Annotated in this window: 13 protein-coding genes; 12 read left to right on the top strand and 1 reads right to left on the bottom strand. The window is 44.0% G+C overall.

Annotation, left to right across the window (positions count from 1 at the left end; genetic code table 11):
- Nucleotides 1-48: 48 nt before the first annotated feature.
- Genes BN3456_RS08695 through BN3456_RS08685 form a run of 3 tightly spaced genes read left to right on the top strand, consistent with a single transcriptional unit; the run spans nt 49 to nt 3,651 of the window.
- Nucleotides 49-1,578 (top strand): ABC transporter ATP-binding protein, encoded by a 1,530-nt coding sequence (locus tag BN3456_RS08695; protein WP_176699158.1) that lies wholly within the window; start codon nt 49-51, stop codon nt 1,576-1,578.
- On the top strand, nt 1,569-2,666 hold the full coding sequence (locus BN3456_RS08690; protein WP_089983751.1) for an ABC transporter permease: 1,098 nt from the start codon (nt 1,569-1,571) through the stop codon (nt 2,664-2,666). Before BN3456_RS08695 ends, BN3456_RS08690 begins: the two co-directional genes overlap by 10 nt.
- Entirely contained in the window at nt 2,659-3,651 is a 993-nt protein-coding gene (locus BN3456_RS08685) for an ABC transporter permease (RefSeq protein ID WP_089983750.1), read from the top strand. Before BN3456_RS08690 ends, BN3456_RS08685 begins: the two co-directional genes overlap by 8 nt.
- Nucleotides 3,652-3,706: 55 nt before the next feature.
- On the opposite strand, the gene spoVAC is transcribed toward BN3456_RS08685, so the two are convergent.
- Nucleotides 3,707-4,165, bottom strand: coding sequence for a stage V sporulation protein AC (gene spoVAC / locus BN3456_RS08680; RefSeq protein ID WP_089983749.1), 459 nt, complete (start codon nt 4,163-4,165; stop codon nt 3,707-3,709).
- Nucleotides 4,166-4,456: 291 nt separating this feature from the next.
- On the opposite strand from spoVAC, the gene BN3456_RS08675 reads away from it, so the two are divergent.
- The 9 genes from BN3456_RS08675 to BN3456_RS08635 all read left to right on the top strand — a co-directional run bounded on the left by BN3456_RS08675 (nt 4,457) and on the right by BN3456_RS08635 (nt 19,433).
- The gene (locus BN3456_RS08675) at nt 4,457-6,253 is read left to right on the top strand and encodes a cache domain-containing sensor histidine kinase (RefSeq protein WP_176699155.1); all 1,797 of its coding nucleotides are present in this window, start codon (nt 4,457-4,459) and stop codon (nt 6,251-6,253) included.
- On the top strand, nt 6,234-7,838 hold the full coding sequence (locus BN3456_RS08670) for a response regulator (protein ID WP_089983747.1): 1,605 nt from the start codon (nt 6,234-6,236) through the stop codon (nt 7,836-7,838). The genes BN3456_RS08675 and BN3456_RS08670 overlap by 20 nt, the downstream gene beginning before the upstream one ends.
- The gene (locus BN3456_RS08665) at nt 7,835-9,094 is read left to right on the top strand and encodes an ABC transporter substrate-binding protein (RefSeq protein WP_089983746.1); all 1,260 of its coding nucleotides are present in this window, start codon (nt 7,835-7,837) and stop codon (nt 9,092-9,094) included. The genes BN3456_RS08670 and BN3456_RS08665 overlap by 4 nt, the downstream gene beginning before the upstream one ends.
- 20 nt (nt 9,095-9,114) lie before the next feature.
- On the top strand, nt 9,115-9,744 hold the full coding sequence (locus tag BN3456_RS08660; protein WP_089983745.1) for a YesL family protein: 630 nt from the start codon (nt 9,115-9,117) through the stop codon (nt 9,742-9,744).
- Nucleotides 9,745-9,870: 126 nt separating this feature from the next.
- On the top strand, nt 9,871-11,148 hold the full coding sequence (locus tag BN3456_RS08655; protein WP_089983744.1) for an ABC transporter substrate-binding protein: 1,278 nt from the start codon (nt 9,871-9,873) through the stop codon (nt 11,146-11,148).
- A gap of 64 nt (nt 11,149-11,212) precedes the next feature.
- The gene (locus BN3456_RS08650) at nt 11,213-12,103 is read left to right on the top strand and encodes a carbohydrate ABC transporter permease (protein WP_089983743.1); all 891 of its coding nucleotides are present in this window, start codon (nt 11,213-11,215) and stop codon (nt 12,101-12,103) included.
- Nucleotides 12,103-12,966 carry a carbohydrate ABC transporter permease gene (locus BN3456_RS08645; protein WP_089983742.1) on the top strand — a complete coding sequence of 288 codons (864 nt, stop codon included), beginning with the start codon at nt 12,103-12,105 and terminating at the stop codon, nt 12,964-12,966. The genes BN3456_RS08650 and BN3456_RS08645 overlap by 1 nt, the downstream gene beginning before the upstream one ends.
- A gap of 24 nt (nt 12,967-12,990) precedes the next feature.
- The gene (locus tag BN3456_RS16465) at nt 12,991-17,301 is read left to right on the top strand and encodes a LamG-like jellyroll fold domain-containing protein (protein ID WP_089983741.1); all 4,311 of its coding nucleotides are present in this window, start codon (nt 12,991-12,993) and stop codon (nt 17,299-17,301) included.
- A gap of 23 nt (nt 17,302-17,324) precedes the next feature.
- Complete coding sequence (locus BN3456_RS08635; protein ID WP_089983740.1) at nt 17,325-19,433, top strand: glycoside hydrolase family 36 protein; 2,109 nt, start codon at nt 17,325-17,327, stop codon at nt 19,431-19,433.
- The last annotated feature ends 573 nt before the right edge of the window (nt 19,434-20,006 follow it).

Raw genomic sequence — 20,006 nt, 5'->3', positions numbered from 1 at the left:
AGGAAGGAGGAGAGAAAGTTGGGTGAACATGTAAACTATGCTGTAAAGATGAATCGTGTCTCAAAAACCTTCGGGAAAGTTGTCGCCAACAAGGATGTCGACATGGAATTGAAGGATGGAGAGATACTGGCTCTCCTTGGAGAAAACGGAAGCGGGAAAACCACGCTGATGAATATGCTTTCCGGTATCTATTTTCCGGATCACGGTGAAATAGAAATTCACGGAACGCCGGTGACGATCCGTTCTCCAAGAGATGCGTTTAATTTGGGAATTGGTATGATCCACCAGCATTTTAAACTGGTGGATGTTATGACAGCGGCAGAAAATATTGTTCTGGGGCTTGAAGGAAAGACTACCGTAAACAGGAAAGAGATTAATAAGAAAGTTGGGGAGTTGGCTTCACGATACGGGTTTGAAATAGACCCCGCAAAGAAAATCTATAATATGGCGGTATCTGAGAAGCAAACCGTGGAAATATTGAAGGTACTGTACAGAGGGGCTGATATACTCGTATTGGACGAACCCACTGCAGTGCTCACACCGCAGGAGACAGAGAAGTTGTTTGCAGTACTCCGCAATATGAAGGCAGACGGGAAGTCTATTATCATTATTACGCATAAGCTTAACGAGGTAATGGCTATTTCAGACAGAGTGGCAATTCTGAGAAAGGGTGAGTACATAGGTGTTGTGGAGACTGCTGCGACAAATCAGGCTCAGCTTACGGAGATGATGGTAGGGCGGCCGGTCAGCCTGGCGATTGACAGGCCGGAAAGAGAATGCGGAGAAGAAAGACTTGAAGTCATTGGATTGACTTGCCTTAATGGAGAAGGTGTCAGGGCACTTGACAATGTTTCTTTTACAACGTACAGCGGTGAAATTTTAGGAGTTGCCGGAATTGCGGGCAGCGGACAAAAAGAACTCTGCGAGGCGATTGCGGGATTATGCCCTACAATAGCCGGTTCTGTGCTTTATTCGGGAGAGTGTGAAGGTGAGAACTGTGTGGCGAGAGAGCGCATTCTTGGTCTGAAACCCGATGAAATTGTAAGAAAAGGAATTTCCATGGCATTTGTTCCTGAGGACAGGCTCGGCATGGGCCTTGTAGCAGCCATGGACATGACGGACAATGTAATGTTAAGGAGCTACAAAAACAAAAAAGGTCTGTTTGTGGACAGGAAAACACCTAAAAAGGTGGCAGAAAATCTAATCCAAGAGCTCGAGATTGTCACTTCGGGAGTTGAGATGCCGGTGGGAAGAATGTCAGGTGGAAATGTCCAGAAGGTTTTGCTTGGAAGAGAGATTGCACTTAGTCCTTCCGTACTGATTGTGGCATATCCTGTGCGCGGTCTGGATATTAATTCTTCATACCGTATCTACGATTTGCTCAATGAACAGAAGAAAAAGGGTGTATCCGTTATTTTTATAGGAGAAGATCTGGACGTGCTGATGGAATTGTCTGACCGTATTATGGTACTGTGTGATGGGAAGGTCAGCGGAATCGTTGACCCAAGAGAAGTTACTAAGGAAGACATAGGCCTGATGATGATACATGTGGAAGAGGAGGAACCAGTATGCAAGTAAAGTCAACACAAGTGAAAGAGCCTCTGATTCGTATGGTGAAGCGGGACACGCTTTCCCCCGTCAAGGCATGGGAAGTCCGAGGGATTGCTTTCATCCTTTCGCTTATAACTGGAGGGCTTTTGATTCTGACGCTGGGGCATAATCCTCTGACAGTATATAAGGCTATGGTAGTAGGCGCATGGGGTTCCGATACAGTGATACATGAGACAATAAAACTTGCGGTCCCTCTTTTGATTACTGCAATTGGCATTTCCTTTGCGTTTAAAATGAAGTTTTGGAATATCGGGGCAGAGGGGCAGATACTTGTAGGTGCTGTGGCGGCAGGTGCCTTTGGTCTGTTTACCGCTCATATTTTCCCAAAGCTTCCCCTGGTAATTCTGATGCTTCTTGCCGGAATGGCAGCAGGCGGCTTGTACGGTCTCCTTCCGGCAGTGTGTAAAGCAAAATGGGGAACGAACGAGACTTTGTTTACTTTGATGCTCAATTACATCGCACTGGCCTTTATCAAATACCTGATGAATGGACCGTGGAAGGCCCCGGGAAGCAGTTTTCCCAAAATTGCCATGCTGGTGCCGGGAGCCAGACTGTCAAAAGTACTGGGGGTTCACTGGGGTTGGATACTAGCCTTGATTCTGGTTGTGGCCGCATATATTTATTTTAATAAGACAAAACAGGGTTATGAGATTGCAGTGGTCGGCGAAAGCAATAATACTGCCCGTTATGCAGGAATTAATGTAGGTAAGGTATTTACCCGCACCATGTTTTTATCCGGTGCATTGTGTGGCCTGGTAGGAATGCTGCAGTTTGCCGGGGCAGATTACACCATTACAGAAGGAACGGCCGGGGGAGTGGGATTTACCGCCATTACTGTTGCATGGCTTGCGAAGATGAATCCCATAGGAATGCTGGGGGTGTCTGTGTTTATCGCCATGTTGGAGAGAGGGGCAAATACCATTCAGACAAACTTTAAAATACCGGCATCTGCGTCGGATCTACTGATAGGAATTATCCTCTTTTTTATGCTGGGATGCGAGTTCTTCGTTACATATCGACTGATTCTCAGAGGGAAGGAGGAACATCATGCTTAATACATTGAATAGTTTGTTTATAGCGGCAGTGCTTGCAGGAACTCCGCTGCTGCTCGGTGCACTTGGAGAAATACTGACAGAGAAATCAGGAAACATGAATCTTGGAGTGGAAGGTATGATGTTCATGGGAGCGATTACCGGACTGGCTGGTTCCTATTATTACGAGCAGGCGGTCACTAAATCAGGCAGTGTACCAAACGGAATGTTCTCAGCTTTTATCTCACTGCTTGTATCCTTTCTGGCCGGTGCCTTCGGAGCCCTCATATACAGTTTTCTTACAATCTCGCTGCGCGCCAACCAGAATGTAACGGGTCTGACCCTGACTATTTTCGGTACCGGGTTCGGAAACTTTTTCGGTGAATATATTGGACAGAGGGCAGGTGGATATGTGGCGGTAGGAAGTGCGACGAAAGCCGCATTTTCAAAATTGCATATTCCGTTTCTATCAGATATTCCGGTTTTAGGAAAACTCTTGTTTCAATACAATTGGCTGGTATATCTTGCGGTTGCCCTTGCCATAATTATGGCATGGTTCTTTAATAAATCCCGTATAGGTTTAAATTTACGGGCAGTAGGTGAGGACCCGGCGACAGCAGATGCAGCGGGCATTAATATCACAAGATACAAGTATATAGCCACTGTTGTGGGCGGCGGTATATGCGGAGTCGGCGGTATGTATATGAGCATGGTTACCACTTCCGGCGTGTGGGTGCACGGATGCGTCAGCGGATATGGATGGCTTGCGGTTGCACTGGTTATTTTTGCCACCTGGCGTCCGGCGAAAGGCATCCTGGTAGCGCTTATTTTTGGAGGACTGACCATTTTGCGTATGTATGTGAATATACCGGGGCTTCCGGCACAGATTTATGATATGCTTCCTTATGTGGCTACAATCGTGGTGCTTGTTGTGACAAGCATGAGGCAGAGCAAAGAACATGCACAGCCGAAGAGCTGCGGGCTGAATTACTTCAGAGAAGACAGATAGCAAAAAAATAGCGGACACGGATGAATGATTTCCGATGCCCGCTATTTTTTCGAAGTCATAGAACTTTCAGCAGCCAATACACAAGTCCCAGTACCCAGCTGGTGAATATTCCATACAAAATAACCGGTCCTGCAATTGTAAATATCTTACACCCGATTCCGAATACCTGTCCTTCTTTCTTATACTCAATAGCGGGGGCTGCCACAGAGTTAGCAAACCCGGTGATTGGCACCAGAGCGCCTGCCCCTCCCCATTTTGCTATTTTGGGGTATATATTCATACCGGTAAGGATAATACTGATTAATATCAAAAGAAGAGAAGTCCAGCTGCTGCAGTCATCCTTGGACATACCCTGAACTTCGCAGTAATTATAAATAAACTGCCCCAGGGTACAGATTATCCCGCCTGTGATAAAAGCTTTCCCCATATTTGCATAAACATTGTGAACAGGAGTTTTACGCTTCACATAATCCTGATATTGTTTCTCTTGCTTAGCCTTTTCAATCTTATCCATACTTATAAATTCTCCTTCATCAGATAAATTACAATTAGTATGTGGGAAATTAAAAAAAATATTCAGATGGAGACAATCTTTATCCGGTCTTAATTTGAAGGATTATGCTTATGGCAGTGTTTCTGACCAGCTCCCTTGCCAAAAAAACTGAAACCCCATTCTCGGTGGGAAAAAATATAATAAAACGTATTTCAAAAATGTCCAACTTTAACTACCAAAATGTCTTATTCTATAAGCACCAGAGAAATGGTATAATGACAAGGGGGTAAAATGGGACAAGGAGGAACTTTAATGAAGCTGCGTTCAAAGATTTTAATTATGTGCCTTAGCTGTACGCTTGTGGCACTTATCTTACAGACACTGTTATTTCAGGAAACTTCCTCTAACATCATTTATAGGCGTGCGAAAACTGAAAGTGTAAATTCGCTGCAGAACATGCAGAATGAGATTTACCGGTATCTTAAAAATATGGAAAGCAATCTACTGGCAATGTATAGTGAAGATGACTTTATCCAAGCGCTGAAGGCCCGGGAAAACATAGAACAGATGCGCATAGAATTTTACAGGAAGGCATATGAAATCGGTACCACGGGCTTTGAGACAGGAGATAATGTAGTGGCACTGTACTTGTATAATCCGAAACATGAGATTATAAGTACATATCGAAGAGCTATGACCCCGAGACATAATTACCCGGCAGACATTTATGAAGATACAGAGTACAGCAACGCGGAGACCATAAGGAAATATGTGAAGTCAGGACAGACTAAAATGTTGCTGTCAAGCTATTACAACGAATACAGGGAAACAGATATTATACGCTTGTCTATTAAGCTTTATAACAACAGAAATTACAGTAAAGCAATTGGCTATATCGTTTGTGATGTGGACAGCAAAGCCATCAGCTCCATTATGGAAAAGTACAGTACGGATAAATCAATGTATATCTGGCTGCAGCCTGTCAGTGACCGTCCGGCAGTGTCTATCGGTACCTTGAGCCGCGATGAAAAGCAAGATTACCAGGAGATTTCAGAATACATAAAAAGCGGAGCACAGGCCAGGGGTGGCCCTTTTGGCACTTCAAAACAGGAACTGTTCCAAGTGGAGCAAAATAAGTATAACCTGGGGGCATATTCTCTGATGCCCCAGGAACTTCTTAAGCAGAATCAACGTGCACTGACCGTAAATCTTTTGCTAATTGGAAGTATTATGGCAGCGGTCACAGCTGTTTTGACGTCTATATTATCACAGGAGATGACAAGGCCGCTGAAAAAATTGATGAATACGATAGAGAAAATCAAAGAAGGAAATACCTCTCTGAGGGCATCCGTCGGGAGTGAAGATGAGATTGGGATGCTGGGGAAGAATTTCAATGAAATGCTGGGCCGCCTGGAAGAACTGACTGCGAAGGAAAAGCAGGCAAATTATCTTCTGAGCCAGGCAGAGTATAAAGCCTTGCAGGCACAGATTAATCCCCATTTCCTGTACAACACGCTTGACACGATGAGCAGTATTGCACAGATCAAAGAATGTCCGGAAGTAAGCAGGCTGAGTCAGTCGCTCTCCAATATTTTCCGCTACAGTCTGAATATGAAAGATCCATTTTCTACGGTGTCAAAAGAAATTGTTCATCTGAAAAACTACTGTTATGTTATGGATACCCGGATGCAGGACAATATCCAGTATGTTTATGAAATTGATGAAACTGTGCTTCAGGAAGAAATCCCCAGACTGTCGCTGCAGCCGCTGGTTGAAAATGCACTGAATCATGGCCTTAGAAGTAAAAGAGGAGATAAATTTATACAGATTCAGGTGAAGTCTGAGGCAGAGAATCTGACAATCTGTGTGGCAGATAACGGCATAGGGATGGATGCAGATAAATTCAATAAGAATCTGAAGAAAAATGACCTAAAGTATGTGGAAAAGGGAGATTCAATCGGACTGCATAATATTAATGCAAGATTAAAAATGCTTTATGGAAACGAGTATGGACTTTGGATCGAAAGCGTAATAGGAGAAGGAACAAAGATTTATATGAGGATACCCCGGAAAAAGGCGGAAGAAGAGAATGGAGAAAAAGAAGTATAAAATTTTAATAGCCGATGATGAATTTTGGACAAGAGAAAAACTAAGACACATGATTGAATGGGACAAATATTCCCTGGAATGTCTGGAGCCGGCAAAGGATGGGGAAGAGGTTCTGGCGAGACTGGATGAAGAATCCCCCGATATTCTGATTACAGATATCAACATGCCCTTTGTAAATGGTGTGGAGTTATTGGCCGTTATAAAAGAAAAGTATCCGGATATTGTAACCTTTGTAGTCAGCGGCTATGGTGATTTTGAGTATGTAAAGGATACTTTCATGTCCGGAGCGATTAATTATCTGCTGAAGCCAGTCACAAAAATCGACCTTGTGAATGCCATTGTGAAGGCTCTGGAGATTATCGGTGAACGGGAAAGTGAAGCAATGAAGCTTTTAAAGGCAGCCTCCCTGCTTCAGGACAGGGAATACAGTCAGTTGATTGAGAAAGAGGAGGTGTCTTACATTCCAAATATTTCAATCAACAGTGGCATGGAACTGGCAGGAATGAGCCTTATGCTTGTGAAAATTCATAATCTCCATCAGATAATTAAAAAGAACAGATATGGCAGAAATTTGTTTTCTTACAATATAAAGAAGAAACTTCATCATTTGAGCGGAAGGGATGACGTCATTGTATTCAATTATGTTTATCGTTCAAACGAATTTATTATTATAACAGAACAGGGAGACAAAGAACTGAAAAAATTGGCAGAAAAGATACGTATCTATTTTAGAGAGTTTTCAGACATCTGCCTTACGTTTTGTATCAGTGGACATTCATATTCTATGGAGAGCATTCATATGGCCTATGTGGAAGCTGTTGCCCTGCTAATGACGAGGACGTATTGCAAAAAAGATGAGATTCTTCTTCCGGGGCATGAAAAAGATCCGGCTTGTACCGGTGGAATGAATACAAGATTCAACGGTGAATACGAAAAGAGAATTAAGACTTGCCTGCAGTTGGGAAATGGCGTGGAATTGAGAAGGATTATCATGCAAGAAGTTGGCCTGCAAAGGTGTGAGCAGGACCGGTGGAATTATCTGGAGGTGCGCCAGACGGTAAAGCAGGTTATGAATGTGCTGGCGGATTATGTGATACAGACCAGGGGCCATAAAGAGACAGTCAATGTTGACAACCTGATGGAGTCTGCAGATAAGGCAGTGGAATACCTGGATTCAGAAGCAGTTTGCAGTGCTGTCCGTGATATGATTGAATATCTGGAACCGGGGTGCAGGGAAGCGTCTACGGATACAATGAAACAAATTGTGAAGCAGGCAGCGGCCTACATTGATAAAAATTATTTTGAAGGGCTGACTCTGACGTCTCTTGCAAAAACCTACAATGTAGAAAACTCTTATTTTTCCAAGGTATTCCGTCAAGAAATGGGAGAAAATCTGATACTTTATATTACTCGGAAACGTATAGAAAAGTCAAAGGAATATATGAGAAAGAGTGATATTAATCTGACTGAGATTGCCTTTATGGTCGGTTATGACGATTATACATATTTCAGCCGGGTTTTTAAGAAAAATACCGGATTCAGCCCACGAGAATATGCAAAACAAATACGGGGGGACAGCCATTGAAACGGATATTGTCTTTGATGCTGACCGGGGTGCTGACGGTATCTCTGGCAGGGTGCGTCAATGTTGAAACAAGAGAAAAAAAAGAACAAATTGTTCTGACGATTCTGGCGGGGCAGTCCACATCGGATGCCGGGATTGAAGATATGATTGATGAGTGGGCCGGAGTAAAGTACCCCGGGGTGAAACTGGAATGGGAGTGCGTAGATTGGGGAGATCAGTTTGATGCGCAGATGAGGGGGCGTCTGGCAGCAGGTGATGTGCCGGATATTGTGATAGGAAAGGCGCAGGATGTTAAGTTATATGCAAAAACCGGACAGCTTGGCACAGTCACAGAGAAATGTAGTGAAAAGATTAAAGAAAATGCGTTGGATCCGGTCACAATGGATGGAAAGGTGTACGGACTGCCTTATAATTTCTGGTATCAGGGGGTTATCTACAACAAAGATATTTTTGAGAGGTATGGGCTAAAACCTCCCACAACACCTCAGGAGATGGATAGCCTCATAGAGGATTTAGAGGCTGTGGGAATCGTACCCTTCGCAGCACATTTTCAGGAGAGCTGGAAAGTAGCCAATATGACCATGCAGTATATGATGAATGACATTTTTAAATACAGTCCTCGCTGGGGAGACCAACTTAGGGCAGGAGTAGTAAACTGTACGGGGAATGAGAAGATGCTTGCCTGCATGTTGAATAATCAGAAAATCCTGAATGCATCATGGGATGATGCGCTTTTATTGAACCAGTTTGAAAGTGACAGCCGGTTTACCCAGGGAGATGCGGCAATGTATCTTACCGGTTCATGGTCAATGCAGTTTGCTAATCAGTATGGAAAGACAATAAAATTTGGAATCTTTCCATTTCCGAATGAGGAGGGAGAAGCAAGTCTGATCCGGGAAACGAATCTGACTTTGATGAAGAGTGCAGACACGAAGTACAGTAATTTAATTGATGAGATTTTTTATTCTCTATTAAGTGATAAAAAACTGGCCAGAGAGATTTTGGATTTTACACAGTCGGACTCTGCAGTAAAAGGACTGGAAGCAGCTCACAACAGCAAAATTCAGGAGGACATTAGACGTTATGAGACGGAGGGAAACATCATCGATGTATCTGCGGGCAACGCACAGTTAATCTGGAGTTTCCAGAACAGTGCCGCACAGGAACAGTTGTCCTGGCTGAAAGGGGAGAAAACTTCCGAAGAGGTTCTGGAGTATATGGATGAAAATAGAGAAGACAGTGCCTATACGGAGTGATGCTGACAAGGAGGAAATAAATGGGCGGAATTTTTAATTTGGATAGTTCGGTTATGAATATACTGAACAAAATTATGAATACAGTAATCTTAAATATCTGCTTTCTGATAAGCTGTATACCGGTAATAACAATCGGTGCAGCACTTACTGCACTCTACAGTGTAAATCTTAAGATGGTGAAAGATGAAGAGGCTTATGTATTTTCGGAATATTGGAAGGCTTTCCGGAAAAATCTCAGGCAAGGCACGGCATGCGGGCTGATACTTGCAGCTGTTGGGGCAGTCTTTATAGTGGATTTCTTCGCAGTCAGGGCCGTAGCCGGCATAGTGCAAAAAATTTTGGGTGCTGCGTTAATTGTACTTTTTATTGTATATTTCGTGATCGTACTGTATGTTTTTCCCTACATGGCAAGATTTCAGGACAGCCTGGGTGTCTGCCTGAAAAATGCACTGATGATAGGTGCCGTCAACATCGGATATACGATTACCATGATATTAATCGGGGCTGCCTGTGCCGCCCTTACCTTTTTCAGTATTGAGGTTATGCTGCGGGCACTGTTTATCTGGATAGCAGGTGGATTTTCACTTCTGGCATATGTGAATTCTTTCTTCTTTAGAAAAATATTTGGCAAATACGAACAAGGCCTGTAACTGCTCAGGAGAGCAGCCTGGTTGAATAGTTGCAAAAAAGTACAACTCCTTTTTTCAATATCGTCCTATTTGTTCCTTTCTTAAAGACTGTATAATCAAACCATAATCTAAACATTAGGAGGATGGATGATGAAAAAGAAGAAAGTATTGAGTCTGCTGTTAATTGCGGTTATGACTTTATCTCTGGCAGCAGGATGCGGCAAAAAAGAGGGAGGGAGTTCTTCTGACAGTAAAGACAAAGTAACCCTTACCGTTTTGGCCGGACAGTCTACAACCGATGCGGGGATTGAAGACATGATCGATGAGGTTCTTGCTGAAAAGTATCCCAATATTACACTGGAATGGGAATGTGTGGACTGGGGAAATGATTTCCAGCCTAAGATGCAGCAGTACATGCAGTCAGGACTGCCGGATATCATGATCGGCAAGGCACAGGATGTGGCAACCTATGCACCGCAGGGGGTTCTGGGAGAGATTGACAGCAAGTATCTGGACAGAGGACTGGATGCAGCAAGAGAAAATGTTACTGTGGATGGAAAAACCTATGGAATGGTATACAATGCAATGTATCAGGGCGTTTATTACAATAAGGCTATGTTTGAGGAAAACGGCTGGGGCATCCCTGAGACCCAGGAAGATTTGAAAAAAATTATTGACGGCTGTAAAGCAAAAGGAATTGTGCCGTTTGCAAGCCACATGGTGGATACATGGTCCATCGGCAATGTCACGATGCAGTTTGCAATGAATGATGTATTTAATAATGATCCGGCATGGGGAGATGAGTTCCGTGACGGAAAGGTTTCTTTCTCCGACAGTGAAGAAATGCAGACAGCTTATGATTATAACAAGCTGATTTACGATAATACTTTCCCGGAAACCTTCTCCACAGAACAGACAGACTGCGATGCAAAGATGGTACAGGGCGAGGCTGCAATGAAAGTATCCGGTTCCTGGTCCATTCAGAATTTCCTGGATATTGATGAAAACTTCGAATTCGGTATCTTCCCGTTCCCGAATCAGACCGGAGATTCCAAACTGATTTTTGAACCAAACATTACAATTATGACAAGCAAAGATACAAAGCATCAGGAAGAAATAAATCAGGTGCTTGATCTTCTGACAAGCGACAAAGATCTGGCAGTTGAGATTCTGGACTATACAAAGACAGCATCTATGCTCAAAGATGTAACACCTACATTCGAAAACCCAAGTCAGGAAGACATCGACACATATGCAAAGGAAGGCAGAATCGCAGACGTGACATTGGGAAATAACCAGCTTGTATGGGGAGGATTTCAGGAAGAAAATGCGAAAGATATTGCTGCATGGCTGCAGGGAGATATCAGTTTTGAGGATTGCCTAAAAGCTTCAGACGGAAGAGTGGATGCAAGTTCCGCAAACTAACTAATAAAAGAGTACATAGAGGAGGGGGAGGAAACTCCCTCTTTTTTGAAAGGAAGAGAATGCAATGATGATTAAGAAAAAGGGAACGATGGGACAAAGAATATTTCGCCAGTATCTTCTGCTTGTTTTGCCGGGATTTGTAATTTTTACAATCGGACTGATCGTCCCTATGTTTATGGCAGTGCGCTATTCGTTTACAAGTTGGGACGGGATGTCGGCCGAAAAGGTATTTGTGGGATTTCAGAATTATATTGATTTATTCCATGATCCGAATTTCACGAGTGCATGGTGGTTCACCATCAAATTTACAATCGGCAATACTGTGATTCAAAATGTGGTTGCACTGCTGTTTGCACTTGCTTTGGATAGTGGAGTTAAGGGACAGAAGATCTACCGGACAATTTTATTCATACCATGCCTCATCAGTTCGGTCATCGTCGGATTCGTCTGGCTGAAGATGTTCTCAAATGTGCTTCCGGCTGTCAATGATGTTCTGGGAACCAGTATCAATTTTCTGCTTTTCGGAAAGAAAGAAACTGTGCTGAGCGGACTTCTTATAGCAAATAACTGGCAGTGGATCGGGTACTGGATGCTGATTTATCTTGCAGGCCTACAGTCTGTGCCGGCCGAACTGTATGAGGCGGCAAAGGTGGACGGAGCAGGAGCCATACAGAGATTTTTCAATGTAACAATTCCGATGCTCGCGCCGGCCATCACCATCTGTGTGGTGGGGATCACTACAGGCTCCCTGAAAGTCTATGACCTGCTGGTATCTTCAACCAAAGGCGGCCCGGGGAGAGCGTCCACATCGGTCATATATGAGACATACACCACCGCAATTAACGGAAGGCAGTATGGATACGGCTCGGCTATGTCTGTTACACTGGTGATCGTGCTTCTGCTGGTAGCGCTAATACAGGTAAAAGGATTAAAGAACAAGGAGGTGCAGGCATAATGTCCCGAAGGAAGAAAAAAGAAGAGGTTTCGGCACAACCCTACACAAAGACAACATTTCTGGTGCAGATTATCATGACAATTGCTGCTCTTTTGTTTATCGCACCGATTTTTATTATCTTAAACTACTCCTTTAAAGGGAAAAGAGAACTATATCTGAGCAGTCCTCTGGCACTGCCTGAGAACTTTCAGCTGGATAACTACGCTGCTGCATTTAAGAAACTGGATTTGGCAACTACATTTACAAATACATTCGTCTATACGGCTGTCAGTGTTGTAATTCTTGCACTTTTATGCGGAACGACAGCCTGGGCCATCGCCAGATGTTCGCATAAGTTTTTTAAGTTCTGCTATGTGTACTTTATTGTAGGAATACTGATTCCTTATCAGGCATTGTTCCTTCCGATTTACATGATTGGCTATAAGCTGCATCTGACAAACACACGATTTGGAATTATTTTCATGTATGTTGCAACAGGGATTTCCTTTGGTGTGTTTCTGATGAACAGTTTCATGTCCACGGTTCCCCTGGAATTAGAAGAAGCGGCAAGGATTGACGGGTGCTCAGTTATCAGGACATACATTTCTGTGGTGATGCCGATTCTAAAACCGGCTATGGCAACATTGATTATTATGCAGTCTTTCCAAATCTGGAATGACTATCTGCTGGCAAGCCTTTATGTCAGCAAAAAGCAGCTGAAGACACTGACAGTTGCAATCCAGTCCCTGTTCTCTGCGCAGAGCAGTGACTACACGACAGCGATGGCTGCCATTGTTATTTCTGTGCTGCCCATCGCCATCCTATTTTTAAGTCTGCAGAAATATTTTATCAAAGGAATGACCGTCGGCGCTGTGAAGGGCTAAGTGCGTCCGGAAAAGGAGAGAGGGATGGAAAGAAGAAAAGTTAAAAGGTTTTGTGCATTTGTATTGTCATTTTGTCTGGTGTTTCCTTCCGTGGTAAGCTTGGCGGCGGAACAAGAAGAGCCGGCAGCGGTGCCGGATCCGTATTATGAGTTTACATTTGATGAAGGGGTGAATGGCAGCCGGGTTGAAAATCAGGGAACAAAAGAAGGAGCTGTAGCGGAAATCGGCGGCTCGGGAGAAGGACTTGGTGTCGTAGAGGACTCCCAGCGCAGCTCTAAAGTATTAAATTTGCCGGGAGGCGGACTGGATAGGGGTTACCTGACGCTTCCGGACAATATGTTTGAGGATGCAACAGATGCAGGTTTTGCATTTTCGTTCTGGATTAATGTGGATGCGGGTGCAGCGCATTATAACCGGATTTTTTCCGCCACATCCATAGAGCTGAACTCTAATAACGGAGACGGCGGAAAATGGAATGCACCGGAGTTCACATTTGTTGTGGGCGGAACAGACACTTCTTCCAGTGCTTATAATACGTCCATTATGATGTCAGACAGAGTCAATCAAATGAAACTGATCTGGGAAAAGGCATTTGCAAAAAGTCAATGGCAGCATGTCACTGTCAGTGTCGATCCCGATTCATATGATGTATATCTGGACGGACAGAAAATCAATGTAGATGACAGAAATGCAAATATGGCAAGTATATTAGAGACATTGTTTGAAAATGACAGGGCAGAGTTGAAGGGCTATACACACAATGCCATCGGCCGTTCTGTATATTCTACGGATCAGGACCTGAAAGCAAAGATAGATGAATTCCGCTTTTACAATGTGGCACTCACTGCAGAACAGGCAAAGGCAGCTTATGACTCCTATGCAGTCGGCAGTTCAAAGCTGCAGGAACTGAGTGAAAAAATGGATGCTGCGAAGGACTTTAGTATTAGTTTTTATACAAGGGGCACCTATGAAGCTCTGCAGAAAAAAATTACAGAAGCAGAGGGTGTTCTGACAAATCCTGTGACAGAGGCAAATATTAACCGCATGATCAGTGAACTGCAGGCGGCAGCAGACAGTTTGGAATATTATACCGGGGTAACGGCACAGACTACATTTACCAATGCTCAGCTCGAAGCAGAGACAAAGGATGCGGCTGCCCTGGCGGAACTAAGCTCAATTACAGAGGAGAGCCGTACTGCAATTCAGACGGCCGTGCAGGAAGCCCGGGCAGTTCTGGGACAGGGGGAAGCGGCAGGACAAAACGCTGTGGATACAGCACTGATTAATCTGCGAAAGGCTGTAGACAACATGAGATATGGGGCGGCACTTCACTTTGATGCTTCTCAAAATACAGGAAGTATGCTGCATGGGTCTACAGGTTTCCTCTACGGGGTCAGTGAGCCGGGAGTGCCGTCCGCCGATTTGATTTCGGCAATTCAACCGAAGATTCTTGTACAGAAGGCGGCAGGCGGGAAACAGCATCCATCCGGGGACGGATACCGTCTGACTTCGTATCTCAAGGACTGTGGTGTGGAGAACATTCAGATTTATCTCCAGGATTATTACCTGGAATGGCCTTATGAGAATACAGGGATAGAAGATTACAACGAGAAAGTCCGGACAGTTGTCACAAAAATGACAGAGGGCAAGAGTGATGAAGAGCTTGCAGGGTATAGTTTTGTTCTGTTTAATGAGCCGGATGGAATCTGGTACGGAAACGATGTGACACAGCTGTGCAATGACTGGAAAACCATTTATACAACAGTAAAAGGTATTAATCCTGCGCTTAAAGTTGCAGGGCCCAATTATGCCGGCTATAATTCCGGCGCATATAAAAAGTTCTTTGAGTTTTGCAGACAGAATGACTGTCTGCCGGAATATATAACATGGCATGAACTCCAGAAAGATAAATTAACTTCTTTCAAATCTCACTGTGACGAAGTCAGAGGTCTAGTCGAAACATATTATGCAGATGCAGGTTTCGAGCCGATTCTTTTTGTAAACGAGACTGTCAATTTTGATGATATCGGAACGCCGGGACAGCTGATCAATTGGTTATCTATTTTTGAGGAGGAAAAAGTATATGCCTCCCTGCCCTACTGGGGACTTGCCAATAGCCTGAATGAACTGGCTGCGGGAAACAATCAGCCTAACGGGGCGTGGTGGGTCTACAAATGGTATGCGCAGATGACGGGGCATACAGTGCCGCTGATACTCGAAAATATTGAGGAGCCAAGCGCTTACGGACGTTTGTATGGCCTGACCAGTGTGGACGAAGAAAGTAAAACTATCCATACTCTGTTTGGCGGACAGGCAGGGGAACATACTGTTTGTATCGATCAGATTAAGGACACAGCAGTTTTTGCTGACGCAGATAGTGCACATGTAAAAATATATCGATCTAAATATACAGGACATCAGGGTTTTGCAGATGAGACACCCGTAGTATTTGAAGGAAATGTAAAATTTACAGGCAATGACTTGGTGTTTACAGTAAACGGGGCAGAGCTCATGGATGGATATTATACTGTAATTACTCCGGCGGTGGGGGAGGAAACTATAACCTTTCAGGAATATACGAGTGGAAACTGGCAGAAGACATATGAGGCAGAAAATGCGGATTTACTTGGGAATGCCCGTGTTTTTACGAAGACAGGAGGCGGTGACCTTGCCCGCTCCAACAGGGCAGAGGTAGGAGGTCTTAACCAGGAGGGCGATGGCGTTTCTTTTGAGGTGGAGGTTCCGAAAGACGGAACCTACCGCCTGAACGTTTATTACTCTAGTCAGGCACCTAATGTGGACCCACTGACACTGGAGTATGTGGAAAGCGGTGGACAGAACCGGGCTGTCGGCGCCGTCTTAAAGCACAAATTGAATGTAGATGGCAGTGAGGTTCAGGAATTACAGTATGAGTCTACAGTAAAATGGGGCTATTATACATACACAACAGTTTACCTCAATCTGGCAGAAGGAGCACATACCATTAGTCTGACCCATGCAGGTGAAGATCAAAATGGAAAACAGGAGGGTGCTATGCTCTGTGCACTTCTGGATAAAATCGACCTGACTTACCGGCAGTCAGAGACCGCAGATATTGTGATTGAACCAGAAGAATTGGTTGGGGTAGAGGAAGGCTTTGCATTTTCCCAGGATGGCGGGAATTTTGAAGGAGCCGGTTATGCGGCAGGAAGCGGAGAATTTAATTTTTATGTGAACGTGCCCCGGAACGGATATTATAAGGTTTCTTCCAAAGGCAGCGGAAGTGTCGTTTTGAGCAAGAGTTTTGTGCAGTATGCTGCCGACGCAAAGGCAGAATCGGTTGTAAACACGGGTTGGAAACAATTAATGACAATGGAAATGGGGACAGAGCAGGCAGGAAGTATTTATTTGACAGACGGAATGAACAAACTGAAAATAAGCGGGGAGAATGTTGCGCTGGATCAGATTACATTTACTGAGGATCCAGAAGCAACAAAACAGAGCACAGCAGTGGTGGAAGCGGAGGATAGTAAATTAAAAGGAAATGATAATCAGGATGGCTATAACTATCTGAAGGGAAGTAAGGCTGTACCGTCTGTGATTGAAAATAGTTATGCGTCCGGCAAAAAGGCAGTGGAGGGATTCCAGGGCGGTAAAGGCAACACACTGGCTATGACTGTGAATGCTCCGGCAGCAGGGGACTACAAGCTGTCCATATTTTATTCCAATGATGAGCCGGCACCAGTTATGAAAACACAGAGCGGCAATAACTATGTGCATCCTTACAACACGGATCTGGTAGAGCGGTACGCCCAGGTCACTGTAAACGGCGAAATGCCTCAGACAGTGTATTTCAGAAATACATTTTGCTGGGATGTATATAAAAACATTGTAATGGATGTAACATTGAAAGCCGGAGAAAATGTGATTACACTTACAAATGATAATTCATATAAGTTTAGTGAAGTGCAGGATGACTTTACTCCCCGGTTCGACAAATTTGAAATTGCACCGGCAGTTGCAGCCCAGGCAGTAGATCCGGACAATCCAAGCAATCCAAGCAATCCGGATAATCCTGGCGACCCAAGCAATCCAGGTAATCAGGATAATCCGGGCAACCCTGACAGTCCAGGCAATCTGGATAACCCCGACAGCCCGGATCATCCTGACAATTCAGATGGTCTGAATCATCAGGGAACAGAAAATACTGACAAGGGGTCTGCTCAGGGCCAAGAAACAAGAAACTCAGTAAAAACAGGTGATGAGGTAAATGTTCTGCCATATATCTGTGTGTTGGCTTTGGCGGCTGGGGCAATTGCTGCAGTTATTATAATCAGGAAAAAGAAAAAATTATAGTTAATTCAGGGAGGAATATAAGGATGGCAGTGGAAATTTTAAAAGAATATTTGCTGGGCGATATGACAGCACGATATCTGACAGACACAAAAAGTGGGCAGGTGGGGTTAATGCTGCTGCCGTCTGATATGGCGTTCAATAAAATGCCCCCTAAAAGTGAAAAACTGGAATCTCTTATACAGCTTAAGCTGACCGGAGATATTTATGATGAGGCATATGCCATGGGAAATTCTATGAAAAATGGCGAAACTGTCCGCAGGCTGTGCTACCAGTCACAGTCCGTAAGGACAGAAGGTGAGTTATGCAGGATTGACACGATTCTACAGGATCGCAGAGGATATCAGGTAATCCACCACCTAATCTGGAAAACAGGAATGCCATATATCAGAGTTCATTGTACTTTTGAAAATAAGGGGAAGGATCCCTGCACACTGGAGATGTTTGAGAGCTTTTCGCTGGGCGGATTATCCCCTTATCTGGGGGGGGATGGTCATGGGTGCCTTCGTTTGCACAGAATCAGAAGTGTCTGGAGTCAGGAAGGGCGCCATGAGATGATTCCGATCGAAGACCTGCAGCTGGAACCGGCGTGGGATCCTCATGCGGTCCGCTGCGAACGTTTTGGTCAGGCAGGCTCTATGCCAGTAAATAAATTTTTCCCGTTTGCCGCTGTAGAGGATTGTCAGAATCATGTATTCTGGGGTGCTCAGATTGTACATAATGCTTCCTGGCAGATGGAGTTATATCGGAAAGATGAAGGTTTAAGCTTAAGTGGAGGGCTGGCCGACCGGGAGATGGGGCACTGGATGAAAGAAATAAAACCCGGAGAATCTTTTGATACACCTGCAGCAATCCTCACTGCTGCCCATACGGAGTCTTTCGATATATTTACCGGCCGTCTGACAGAGGCAGCTTTGGAGGGCCTGGAAAAAGCACCGGAGGTGGAACGGGATTTACCTATGGTGTTTAATGAATACTGTACAACATGGGGAAAGCCGTCCCACGAAAATATCTTAAAGATTTTGGAAAAGATAAAGGGTAAGGGCTTCCGGTATTTTGTTATTGACTGTGGCTGGTATAAGGAAGCGGGGATTCCGTGGGACATCAGCATGGGAGATTACAACGTTTCAAAAGAGATGTTTCCGGAAGGAATGGAGGAAACGGTACAGGCAATCCGGGATGCGGGGCTGATACCCGGGATATGGTTTGAAATTGAAAATGTAGGACGAGCATCTCAGGCATATCGTAAGGAAGAACATCTGCTGCATAAGGATGGAAAAGTTCTGACCAGTTACTTCCGCCGGTTCTGGGATATGCGTGACCCATGGGTGGAGGAATATCTGACGGATAAAGTAATTGGAACTTTGAAAAAATATGGATTTGGTTATATGAAGATAGACTACAATGAGACAATAGGAATCGGATGTGACGGCGCAGAATCCATGGGTGAAGGGCTGCGACAGAACATGGAAGCCTCCGCCCGGTTTATTGAAAAGGTAAAAAGAGAAATTCCTGGCATTGTGCTGGAAAACTGTGCTTCCGGTGGACACAGACTGGAGCCGGGGCTGATGGCACAGATGAGCATGGCCTCCTTTTCCGATGCCCACGAGTGTGTGGAAATTCCTATTATTGCAGCAAACCTGCACCGTGTAATCCACCCGAGACAGAGCCAGATCTGGGCAGTCATCCGCACAGACGATTCATTGAAAAGAATTGTTTATTCGCTGGTAAATACTTTTTTAGGGAGACTATGTATTTCCGGAGATGTCACAAAGCTTTCTAAAGAACAGTGGGATGTATTGGAGGAAGGAATGCAGTTTTACAAGAAGATTGCACCGATTATTAAGGAAGGACAGTCTTATCTATATGGTTCTGATATAAAAAGTACTAGACACCCGGAAGGCTGGCAGGCGCTTGTGCGGGTAGGAAAAAATGAAGAGGCATATGTAACAATGCATACTTTTGCAGGGAATCTGCCGGAATGCATCACAGTTCCGCTGCCGGATAGCTGCCCCGAAAAAATCAGGATGGTCTATTCAGATCAGAAAGAGGAAATTGATATCGAAAATGGAAGTTTGAAATATTATCCAAAAGCATGCTGCAAAGCCGTGGCAGTCTGGATAGGGGAAAAGTAAAGATACAGAGCCGATAGTTTGGTTGGAAAACAGACTATCGGTTCTTTTCTACTTATACACTTTGGCTATGTGTTGCCTCATGTATTTAAGCGAGAAGCCCAATGGCTTAGTAAAAGATCAAACAGTTAAATCAAAACTATTTAATATAGTTTCTTTGGCAATAAAACGTATTTCTAAAATGTCCAATTTTAACTCCCAAAATGTCCTATTTCATGCGTTAATATCTGTACTATAATAGATGTCCCGGAACTCTTTGACATATCTTATTTTTTGTTCGACTTTTTTTCATGAACTTTCCAAATGACAGCCAATATTGAAATATACCTTAAAAATTCCTAACCTTAGTTTCGAAATACTTATACATAATTTGTTAAAAGCCACACATACTATCTTTAAAATCCTGAATTTTGAGGACTAAATGAATGGTATTAAGCTTCAGGAAGAATTAGTGTGAAAGAAAGTAGAGGGCAGCCACAAATGGACGCACTTTTTTAAGCTGTCTAAAAAGGCAACTTTTTGAAAGTTATAGAATTAGTGAATCAGATCAAGAAGCTAATGGTTCATTGGGAGGGA

This window comes from Clostridium sp. C105KSO13, from assembly GCF_001517425.1.
In the GTDB taxonomy this organism is placed as follows: domain Bacteria; phylum Bacillota; class Clostridia; order Lachnospirales; family Lachnospiraceae; genus Muricomes.
This window is presented reverse-complemented; position numbering and strand designations above follow the sequence as displayed.

What these genes read in the sequence shown, in the direction of transcription:
- BN3456_RS08695 (WP_176699158.1), top strand. Translation starts at nt 49, where the DNA reads ATGAATCGTGTCTCAAAAACCTTCGGGAAAGTTGTCGCCAACAAGGAT.
- BN3456_RS08690 (WP_089983751.1), top strand. Translation starts at nt 1,569, where the DNA reads ATGCAAGTAAAGTCAACACAAGTGAAAGAGCCTCTGATTCGTATGGTG.
- BN3456_RS08685 (WP_089983750.1), top strand. Translation starts at nt 2,659, where the DNA reads ATGCTTAATACATTGAATAGTTTGTTTATAGCGGCAGTGCTTGCAGGA.
- spoVAC (WP_089983749.1), bottom strand. Translation starts at nt 4,165, where the DNA reads ATGGATAAGATTGAAAAGGCTAAGCAAGAGAAACAATATCAGGATTAT.
- BN3456_RS08675 (WP_176699155.1), top strand. Translation starts at nt 4,457, where the DNA reads ATGAAGCTGCGTTCAAAGATTTTAATTATGTGCCTTAGCTGTACGCTT.
- BN3456_RS08670 (WP_089983747.1), top strand. Translation starts at nt 6,234, where the DNA reads ATGGAGAAAAAGAAGTATAAAATTTTAATAGCCGATGATGAATTTTGG.
- BN3456_RS08660 (WP_089983745.1), top strand. Translation starts at nt 9,115, where the DNA reads ATGGGCGGAATTTTTAATTTGGATAGTTCGGTTATGAATATACTGAAC.
- BN3456_RS08655 (WP_089983744.1), top strand. Translation starts at nt 9,871, where the DNA reads ATGATGAAAAAGAAGAAAGTATTGAGTCTGCTGTTAATTGCGGTTATG.
- BN3456_RS08650 (WP_089983743.1), top strand. Translation starts at nt 11,213, where the DNA reads ATGATGATTAAGAAAAAGGGAACGATGGGACAAAGAATATTTCGCCAG.
- BN3456_RS08645 (WP_089983742.1), top strand. Translation starts at nt 12,103, where the DNA reads ATGTCCCGAAGGAAGAAAAAAGAAGAGGTTTCGGCACAACCCTACACA.
- BN3456_RS16465 (WP_089983741.1), top strand. Translation starts at nt 12,991, where the DNA reads ATGGAAAGAAGAAAAGTTAAAAGGTTTTGTGCATTTGTATTGTCATTT.
- BN3456_RS08635 (WP_089983740.1), top strand. Translation starts at nt 17,325, where the DNA reads ATGGCAGTGGAAATTTTAAAAGAATATTTGCTGGGCGATATGACAGCA.